This window comes from Streptacidiphilus neutrinimicus (genome assembly GCF_000787815.1).
Lineage (GTDB): Bacteria > Actinomycetota > Actinomycetes > Streptomycetales > Streptomycetaceae > Streptacidiphilus > Streptacidiphilus neutrinimicus.
On record NZ_BBPO01000013.1, the window covers coordinates 122,214 to 128,168 of the forward strand.

General features: G+C 68.3%; 6 protein-coding genes and 1 pseudogene. 5 read left to right on the top strand and 2 right to left on the bottom strand.

Annotated elements, in window-relative coordinates; all coding sequences use genetic code 11:
- Window positions 1–1,335, bottom strand: a 1,335-nt coding sequence (locus TR48_RS11715) for an NF041680 family putative transposase (protein WP_042365991.1), incomplete at its 3' end; no start/stop codon positions are given.
- 375 nt (window positions 1,336–1,710) lie between these two features.
- Here TR48_RS11715 and TR48_RS44685 point away from each other — a divergent pair.
- On the top strand, window positions 1,711–2,016 hold the full coding sequence (locus tag TR48_RS44685) for a hypothetical protein (RefSeq protein ID WP_052442591.1): 306 nt from the start codon (window positions 1,711–1,713) through the stop codon (window positions 2,014–2,016).
- A gap of 30 nt (window positions 2,017–2,046) precedes the next feature.
- On the opposite strand, the pseudogene TR48_RS44935 reads toward TR48_RS44685, so the two are convergent.
- Window positions 2,047–2,361 (bottom strand): annotated as a pseudogene (locus TR48_RS44935) (integrase core domain-containing protein); the annotation flags it as partial.
- Window positions 2,362–2,476: 115 nt separating this feature from the next.
- On the opposite strand from TR48_RS44935, the gene TR48_RS11730 reads away from it, so the two are divergent.
- The 4 genes from TR48_RS11730 to TR48_RS11745 form a co-directional block, all read left to right on the top strand.
- Window positions 2,477–2,974, top strand: coding sequence for a hypothetical protein (locus TR48_RS11730; RefSeq protein WP_042365992.1), 498 nt, complete (start codon window positions 2,477–2,479; stop codon window positions 2,972–2,974).
- A gap of 757 nt (window positions 2,975–3,731) precedes the next feature.
- Complete coding sequence (locus TR48_RS11735; protein WP_042366029.1) at window positions 3,732–4,274, top strand: SigE family RNA polymerase sigma factor; 543 nt, start codon at window positions 3,732–3,734, stop codon at window positions 4,272–4,274.
- Between the two features lie 44 nt (window positions 4,275–4,318).
- Window positions 4,319–5,389, top strand: coding sequence for a hypothetical protein (locus TR48_RS11740; protein ID WP_152627926.1), 1,071 nt, complete (start codon window positions 4,319–4,321; stop codon window positions 5,387–5,389).
- A gap of 248 nt (window positions 5,390–5,637) precedes the next feature.
- Window positions 5,638–5,955, top strand: a 318-nt coding sequence (locus TR48_RS11745; RefSeq protein ID WP_063770967.1) for a hypothetical protein, incomplete at its 3' end; no start/stop codon positions are given.

The window sequence follows — 5,955 nt, forward strand, 5'->3', positions numbered from 1 at the left end:
GCGTCCTGGGCCTGGCCGGCTGGGTTTCGGTGCGCCAGCTGGGCAGGTGGCCTTGCGGCGGAGGTGTCGGAAACCCCGGCGGACGCGGGCGGGAGTCATGCGTTCGGGCGACGCGGGCTGCTCCCAGGGGCGACGGAGGTCGGCTGCAAGGGGCCGGGCGAGGCGGAGCTGGGTGTAGGCAGCCAGGATCAGCCAGGTCCAGCGATCCGCCGCCTCGGGCGTGCGGATCTTCGGGCAGGTCCAGCCGAGAGTCTGCTTGAAAAGGCGGAATGTGTGCTCGATGTCGAAGCGGCGCAAGAAGGCCTGCCAGAGCCGGTCGACCTCGGCGTCAGTGGCGTCGGTGCCCGACCACCACAGCCACACCGGCTTCGGGATCGCCCCGCTGGGCAGGTGGCCAACCTCCAAGCGGATCACGGTGCCCTCGATCACCGGCAGGGTCCCGGTATCCACCACCCAGGCGGATCGGTGAGTCAGCCTCGGATGCAGCCGGTCCCAAGACCGGGCGGTCGCGGTGCCGTAGAGGCGGGTCTCGGTGACGGTCTGGGTGTCCGGGGCGCCCCAGGTTGCGGGATCACCGAAGACGAACTCACCGCCGTGCCTGGGTGGTCGGCCCCATGTGCCGGGGATGCGGGGCGGGCATGCCCTGCGCAGGACGCGGTCCGAGCGCATCCGCCCCAGCACCTGCACGGGCAGGTCTCTCAGCAGGTAGGCGAGGCGGGGAACGTCGTATCCGGCGTCCGCGACCACGAGCACGTCCGGGTCTCCGGGCTGCCACTGGTCGGCGTCGATGAGACGTTGAACCAGCTCGCACAGCTGCTGTGCGGTGACGCTGGCGCTGTCGTCCCCTGGCGCCAGGCGGCGCGCGTCCAGCGGAGCAGTCCACGAGCTGCGGCCGGTTTCCAGAGCAACGATGACCGAGTAGGGCCAGCCCGGGATGGGGATGTGCTGGTCTTTGCCCCGCCCATAGGTGTGGCACAGGATCCGCTCGGGTGAGGTGTGGGCATCCGGTCGCAGCCAGCAGGTGATGTCGACCGCGAGCACGAGCCGGCCGTCAGCCGCTCGCGGCAGCGGGACCGCTGCGAGCGCTCGCCGAAAGTGATCGGTATCGATCCGACCCCGGGCCAGAGCCGCGTAAAGCCCGCCGTGGCCACGACGGTGCTCTCCCACCAGCGACAGCTCCACCAGAGATCTGACCGGCCCATCGGCGCAAAGCACGGCGGCAACCAGCTCGAACAGGGCGTCTCCGCGTTTTGTCAGGCAGGAGTAGAACTCGCCCCGGAAGCGTGACAGTTCGGCGAACCCGTCGTGCTCAACGCGATCGTGCAGCAGACTCATCCCCACGGCCTTCGTGATGATTGTGTGCGTTCCTTGGTCGGAGCACAGGATCAGACGAAGGCCGCCTCCACGTACGGCAGTTACCGAAACGAGTGATCACGTTCGGCAGGGCCGTTCGACGCCAGTGGTTAAAGATCAAGCTAGCGGACCTGCGATCCGGAGTCGCCGAGGTGTGGGACGCCTACCAGGACTCGCGGTACGGATTCGCGACCAGGCGGCTTCCGCTGCTGCTTACAGACGCCCTCTTGGCATGTCAGAGCTACGAGGGCAACTCGCGCGAGGAAGCCAACGCCCTCACGGCCATGACCTATCAGGGGTCAGCGATGGTGCTTACCAAGCTGAGGGAAACGGACCTCGCTTGGATCGCCGCGGATCGTGGGCTCACAGCAGCTCAGCAGAGCGGGAAGGAAGGCCGTCGTCATCGGTTCCTTGTTCCGATCGGTCACCCACTGCCTGCTGTCCAATGGCCGCTTCGCTTCTGCTGTTCAGCTCGTCAACGACGCAGCGAGTTACCTCCAACCAGGACTCGGCACCGCCTCCCCCGAGTTCTTGTCGATCTACGGCACGATGTTCCTGACCGGGGCCATGGCTGCCGCCCGCGCCGAGGACCGGGCTACCGCGCGGGCCTTCCTCGATGAGGCTGACGAGACCGCCCGACGTCTCGGGTGCGACGCCAACTGAACCGCTCCGGGTTCGGTATCGAGCTCGATGTCACACGCTGACGGGTTCGTCGGCGCGGGTTCTTTGGCGATCGTAGGCGGTTTCGAGTTCGGCCGGGGTCGTGTGGCCGAGGGCGCCGTGGAGCCGTCGGTGGTTGTACCAGTCGACCCACTCGGCGGTGGCGAACTCGACGTCCGTGAAGGTCTTCCAGGGTCCGTGACGTGCGATCAGCTCGGTCTTGAACAGACCGATGGTGGACTCGGCGAGTGCGTTGTCGTAGGCGTCGGCGACGCTGCCGATCGAGGGCGCTATGCCGGCCTGGGCCAGCCGCTCGGTGAAGGCGATCGAGGTGTACTGCCGAACGCGTGGCCAGGGCTCTGCTTCGCGCTGCCGAGCGTGGCCGGCATGCTGCCAGGGCCCCAGGACGAAGAGGGGACTGAGCCGCCGCGGCCCCACAAGTCCGGGGTGACATCATGCCCGCATGGACTTCGAGCTCGCACCGCCCACCAGGGTCGGCCCACTCCAGATCGGTATGCCCAGGGATGCAGCTGCGGCGGCTTTGGCCGGGCTTCGCGATCCTGCGAAGCTCTCGGAGTCCGATCGGCCGGGACAGCACATCGTCCGCCCCAGCGGGTTGATGATCAGCATCGAGTGCACGCCAGACGCTCTCCAAGCCATTGAGCTCTGGCGGCCTTCCACGCACACAGACCGCGTGATGTTCAGGAGCCTGGACGTCTTTGCCCTCCCAGCACGAGAGGTCGTCCAACGCATGAGCGAACACACCGCGATTGGGGCCGATCCCGAGAATCGCGCGTCGTTCGTTGCTCCCGACCTGCTCATAGCCCTGTGGCGCCCATTCGCGGCTGACGACGAGCCAGAGGACGATCAGGGCTACTACTTCAGCTCCGTACTCCTGGCGAAGCCTGGCTACTACGACACGCCTGCCCAAGCCGCGGAACGACTCCGACAAGGCGCGTAGCGAGCGGAGGAAAGCGGTGTCAAGCATCAGCCGATGCCACCCCGTCAAGCATCACCCGAGACCGGGAAGGGTGCCCGAGCGGGGCGTCCGAGCGGGGCGTTGTGATGACTTTCTCTACTGAATCAAGGCGCTCGCTCCGCTCGCGCGGCACGGCAACCGTCCGCATCTGCCGACCTTCCCGCGGATGACCGCCCCGGCCCCACCCCGGCCCGATCGGCACCTCAGCTGGGTTGGGCCGGGCAGACCTGGTCCGGGGTCGTCCGGCGGCCCAACTGGAGGGCACTCCAGGGCGCGCGGGATCCCCATGTGGACCGTGTAGAGGGCGATCAGTGTGGCGACCAGCCCGACGGTAGCCAGCAAGCAGCCGAGTGCGGCCATCGCGCCGGGCTCTCGTTCATGGCTCGCGTGCTCCGAAATCACCAGACTCCCCCCGTCACAGCAGGCTAAGGGACGACCAACATCCAGCCGACGGTTCCCGAGAGCAGGCCCCGACGCGGCGAGGGGATCAGCGCCAGACGAGCCCGTGCCCGAAGCGTGCCCGCAAGGGCAGCCAGAGGCGGGGAGCCAGGGGGAGAACGCCGGGCCAGTCAGACCGGCTCTCCCTGGAGTTCACTGGCCAGAGGCGGTTCCCGGTGTCCTAGGCGTAGATTCCCAAGCTCAGGGCACGCGACGCACGCGTTGCACCCGACGATCGCCGTGCATCTTCCGTGCAACCAAACGGGTCCCTGCTGCATTAGGGCCGTGAAAGGAGGTGACCGTGAGAGAGACGGACACCGAGACCCACGACGAGTTCGCCGAATTCGCCGCGTCGCGGGCGCCGTGGCTGCGCCGGACCGCTTATCTGCTGTCCGGCGACTGGCACACCGCCGACGACCTGACCCAGACGGCGATCACCAGCCTGTACCTGCACTGGCCACGCGTGCACCGGATGGAGAATCCGGACGGCTACGCCCGCACCACCCTGTTCAACGCCTTCCTCGCCGAGCGCCGCTCGCCCTGGCGGCGGGTGCTGCTGCGGTTCGAGAAGGAGCCGCTCGCACCCGTCACCGACGTGGACTCGATCCTCGACCTGCGCGAGGCACTCGCCGCGCTGCCGCCGCGGCAGCGGGCGACGGTCGTGCTGCGTTACTACTGCGAGCTCAGCGTCGAACAGGCCGCCGAGACGCTCAACTGCTCGCCAGGCACGGTGAAGAGCCAGACTGCCCGCGGCCTCGACGCGCTGCGTCGCGCGCTGGAGCTGCGGCATCACCACGACCCGCAGGAACCCCTTCACCCCGTCACGGAAGGCAGCCGGACATGACCGGTACGACGGACCTCGACGACTCGCACGGGCACACCCTTGCCGTGGAACTCGGCGCCCTCGCGCACACTGCGGACGCCCCGCCCAGCCGCGTCGACATCCCGGCTGCGGTCCACGCCGGCCGGCGCCTGCGCCGCCGCAGGCGCCGTGTCCGCCTCGGTGCTGCGGCGCTGGCCCTTGCGGCCGCCACCGTCGTCGCCCTCCTGGCCGGGCCCGGGCACACCACCGCCCCCGTCCTCCCTGCCGACGTGGGGCGAGGACCGGCCGACGGCTGGCAGGGCCCGGCACGCTGGCACCTCCCGGGCCGCGTCGACCCCCACGATCCGATCCGCAGCACGGCCCAGTTTGGCTGGCTGCCCCCGGGAGTCAGCGCAAAGGGGTACACACAGACCGGATGGGTGTCCGATGCCCTCGCGAGCGGCAAGTCAGCGCCGGGCGCCGGGATGCGCGAGCTGTTCCGCCTGTTCGTCTATCCGCGCGGCGTGGACCCGGCGGTGAAGGGCGCTCGGGACCCCTCGATGAAGTACCGGCTGCCCGCACCGGACGTAAACGGCCGCCGCGCCTACTGGGCGACCTCGCATGCCGACCAGCCTGTCAGCAACATGGAGAGCCTCCTGCGCTGGCAGAGCTCGGACGGACGGTGGGCCGAACTGACCGCGCAGTACGTGCCCGTCCCCGGCCAGGAGAGCACCCTGCTGCGCATTGCGGCGTCGGCCACGGTCGCCGACAGCGCTGTCCCGCTGCCGGTGTCGATCACTGACCTCCCGAATGGCTCAACGAGCGACCACAGCGGCGGCGCCACGGACGACTGGCAGTCCGACGACACGAGCGACACAAACTGGAGCGTGGCGATCGGCTGGCAACTGCACGGTTACGACATTTCGCTCTCGGCGACCCCGTACACCGAGGCGACCCACGCGCAGTTGCAGCAGCTCGCCGCTCATGAGCAGCAGGCGTGCGAAACCGTCGAGGGACTGGACGTCTGTCTCATCTACGAAGGGCGGAACAAGGCACCAGCCGCCCTCACGGCGGCCGGCGGTCTGAAGGGCATGCTCAAGCACGTCCGGGTGTACGGACTGAACCCAGCGAACTGGACTACTCACGTGCTGCCCTGAAATGACATCAGGCCCTGACTTCGTCCGGCGTACCGGTGGCACGGTTGCTGTACAGCACAGAAGTACAGCAACCGTGCCACCCGCAGCCGACCGGCCCTGACCCTGTCAGCGTGGATGACCGGGACGGGAGACTTCAGCGACCGAACTGCCGGTAGTTCGCATCGAGGGGGTCAGCGCTGCTCCCCAACCGGCTCGGTCCCGCGGATATCACGTGGACGCTCACCCAGGGGTCTGGCTACCTTCGCTGCATGGAGCAGGAGCACCCCCTCGTGCGCGACGTCTTCCCGGAACTCATCAGTGAGCTGATGGCCCTCTTGGAGGACGAAGGGGAACGCGAACTGTCGATCTGCGCGTGGGATCTGCGCTTGTTCGGCGGGTGCGGCTGCGGTGATGACTTCTGTCAGAGCATCCGGACTTCGGACCACCCACAGGGACAGCCCTACGGAGCTGGCCACCGATGTCTTCCCCTCTCCCCCTCCACGGGCATGCTGATCGTGGACGTCGTGGATCATCGCATCGTGTACGTGGAGGTTCTCCAGCGGCCCTCCATGCGTCGGCAAGACCTC